General features: G+C 51.4%; 3 protein-coding genes and 1 pseudogene. 1 reads left to right on the forward strand and 3 read right to left on the reverse strand.

Features of this window, described 5'->3' with window-relative positions:
* Positions 1-230 precede the first annotated feature (230 nt).
* The 3 genes from PsAD37_RS28695 to PsAD37_RS09420 form a co-directional block, all read right to left on the reverse strand.
* Positions 231-617 carry a transposase gene (locus PsAD37_RS28695; protein ID WP_208991795.1) on the reverse strand — a complete coding sequence of 129 codons (387 nt, stop codon included), beginning with the start codon at positions 615-617 and terminating at the stop codon, positions 231-233.
* 36 nt (positions 618-653) lie between these two features.
* Positions 654-1,268, reverse strand: a complete 615-nt coding sequence (locus PsAD37_RS28700) for a transposase (protein ID WP_208991796.1) — start codon at positions 1,266-1,268, stop codon at positions 654-656.
* 408 nt (positions 1,269-1,676) lie between these two features.
* Positions 1,677-1,919: a hypothetical protein gene (locus PsAD37_RS09420; RefSeq protein WP_063295933.1), complete on the reverse strand. Its 243-nt coding sequence runs from the start codon at positions 1,917-1,919 to the stop codon at positions 1,677-1,679.
* Between the two features lie 369 nt (positions 1,920-2,288).
* Between PsAD37_RS09420 and PsAD37_RS09425 the strand changes: the two are divergent.
* Positions 2,289-2,664, forward strand: a pseudogene (locus PsAD37_RS09425) (transposase); the annotation flags it as partial.

Raw genomic sequence — 2,664 nt, forward strand, 5'->3', positions numbered from 1 at the left:
TGAGGTCAAGCTCTTTTACCTTTTCATTCGGATCATATCCATCTCCGGGTCACGCTTCTCTTCGCAGTCTGGGTCGCTCTTCATTGTGAGCGGCTGCATGCATGTGCCGGAATGGTTGTAGAGAGCCACGCTAATGGACGCACTTTCATGGCGCAGCAGACATTTTCGGCTTCATCTACAAACCTCGTCCAGAGAGGACGATCCTGCCGTGATATTGAGGTCAGGCTATATTATGCAGCAACCTCCAAGCCATCACGACAGAGCGATGTATCATTGACCCACATGCGATGCATGACAACCGCGAGCTTTCTGGCTACCGCGACAACAGCACGGCGGCGCCCTTTGGTCCGCATCAGGCGCATCCCCCAGCTCTTGATGCTGGATCCGCCAGTACAGCGGGTTAGCATTGCATTGGCAGCCGTATAAAGGGCAGAGCGGACCTCCATGTCTCCTGCTTTAGAGATCCGGCCAGGATTATCAATTTCTCCTGATTGAAAACGCCTCGGCGTTAAGCCGAAGTGAGCAGCAACCGTTCGCGAACTCCTGAACCGCGCCGGATCATCCACCGCAGCGACAAATGCCAGCGCAGTCATAGGGCCAACGCCGGCGATTTCCATTAGTCGCAAGCACACTGCATTGGTGCTTGCCGCGTGTTAAACGCGTTTGTCCAGCTCTTGATAGGTTTGCAGTAAAGCAAGCCGCGCGTCCAGAAGCGGAACCAGTGCCAGGCTCAAATCCGGACTGGCTTCGATAAACGGTCGCACTGTTGCATCAAAGTGTGTGTGTTTAATCCGTTCCGGTAGACGCAGGCCGTAAACCTTCAAGAGCCCGCGTACCTCGTTTGTCAAGTCTATGCATTTACGCAAGCATGCCTTGCGACTGCTCAGGAGCGTACGCATTGCATGCGAACGGCGGCTTTTCATATGCACTGGGCTATACCAGCCGGAGCGCAGGACCTGCGCTATGCCGCGTGCATCATTCTTATCGGTCTTGTTACGCATAGCAGACAGAGCCGCATTCACTTGCCTTGCCTCCATGCAGACAACGTCAAAGCCGCGTTGTTCCTTCAAGCCGTAAAACAGAGGCTGGCTCATTGTTTCAGCTTCAAAGCCAATGCGGGTGATAAGCAACGACATCTGAGCTAAGGTACTGGCGATAACATCAACTTCGCAGGCAACCGAGCGTTCAAATATAATCTTGCCTTCGCCGTCAATCACACAGATCGAAACAGACCGTAAAGAAACATCCAAACCAGCATAGTATTCCATGGTGCTCTCCCATCCTCGCAGCAATATGCTGCGATCTTAACAGGAGCTGTCCTCTCATGAAGGACGAGCCCGATTACGCATGCCATTGGCTCAAACCCGTCACACATCCAGCTATAATGAGCGCATAGATCCAACCAAAAAGTACTCAGGAAAACACCTGCAGTATCTTCCCAAAGAATTGTCTTAACCCGTGATGGAACAGCACAAATATCCTCAGTTGGCCTGATCACCCAAAGAGTCAGCTGTCGCACACCTGCTCTTCGTGCTTGTAGCAAAGCTCCACTTCGTCCGCATCTTAACAGTCCAAAAATCACCTAATATGGGTGAAAGTTACTCAATGTTCCCTTGTTGTTCTTCATGGCGTCCACACATTCACGCTCGGTCCAGTTGGTCCAAGTAGGTTCGCCTTTACTGACAGTCGTGGCGGTTCATTGTGGAGTCACCCGTGAAGTTATCTTCCAGATCAGTATAATGATAGATCAGGATGAACTTGGCTTTTTGAACAATGGGCTGACTGCACATGACTTGCACGACCGGTTGTTTTATAGAGTTCTTGTCTTCCTCAGTCAGTGCGAACCATTCGCTGCCTTTATCCAGCGTGTATCTGTAAGTCAGTGTCTTTTGGCAGCGTTCACATCGGCGCCCACCCACATGGTATATTCATCAAGTTTCATGGGTAGTTGCTCAAAAGCCGGCTGCAGTCCTGTCAGGATGGTCGCTTCTATCTGTTGGTCTGAGTTAGAATCCCTAAACTGTTTGACTAGTTCTTGGTCACCTATGAAACTGGCACCGATGATTATTGCAGTTAGAACCTTCTTGGCACCTTTTTAAATTTCGGTCAGGTCTCAATAAACAGCATCGCCAGGAACCAGTGCCTCGTCATAATGCACGATTTTGCCATCAAGCTTCAAGGCCGAGAGTATCACCCATGCGCTGTTCCCCGTCGCCGCCTTATGGACAGATCGATTGAATTGAATAAGGGAGTGTTTTGGCCCATGATCATGACGACAGGAGTGAGATGTGGGGCAGAATACCAAGACTGCAAGCGTTGCTGCAGAACGCATGGTCAAGGATATCCGGCGCAAGACCCGCAAGCGCTATTCCACTGAAGACAAAATCCGCATTGTACTTGCCGGGTTACGCGGCGAGGACTGCATTGCCGAGTTGTGTAGGCAGGAAGGGCTCTCTCAAGGGCTCTATTACAGCTGGTCCAAAGAGTTTCGTGAAGCTGGCAAGAAACGGCTTGCCGGTGACACCGCCCGTCAGGCCAACACCGGTGAGGTTAAGCAGCTGCGTAAAGAAGCTCGCGACCTCAAAGAAGTGTTTGCAGAGCAGGCCCTTGAACTGCAGCTTCTTTAAAAAAGCATGACAGGCGATGGGGAGGCCGACGAAAGCC

It is taken from the genome of Pseudovibrio sp. Ad37, from assembly GCF_001623075.1.
Taxonomy (GTDB): Bacteria; Pseudomonadota; Alphaproteobacteria; order Rhizobiales; family Stappiaceae; genus Pseudovibrio.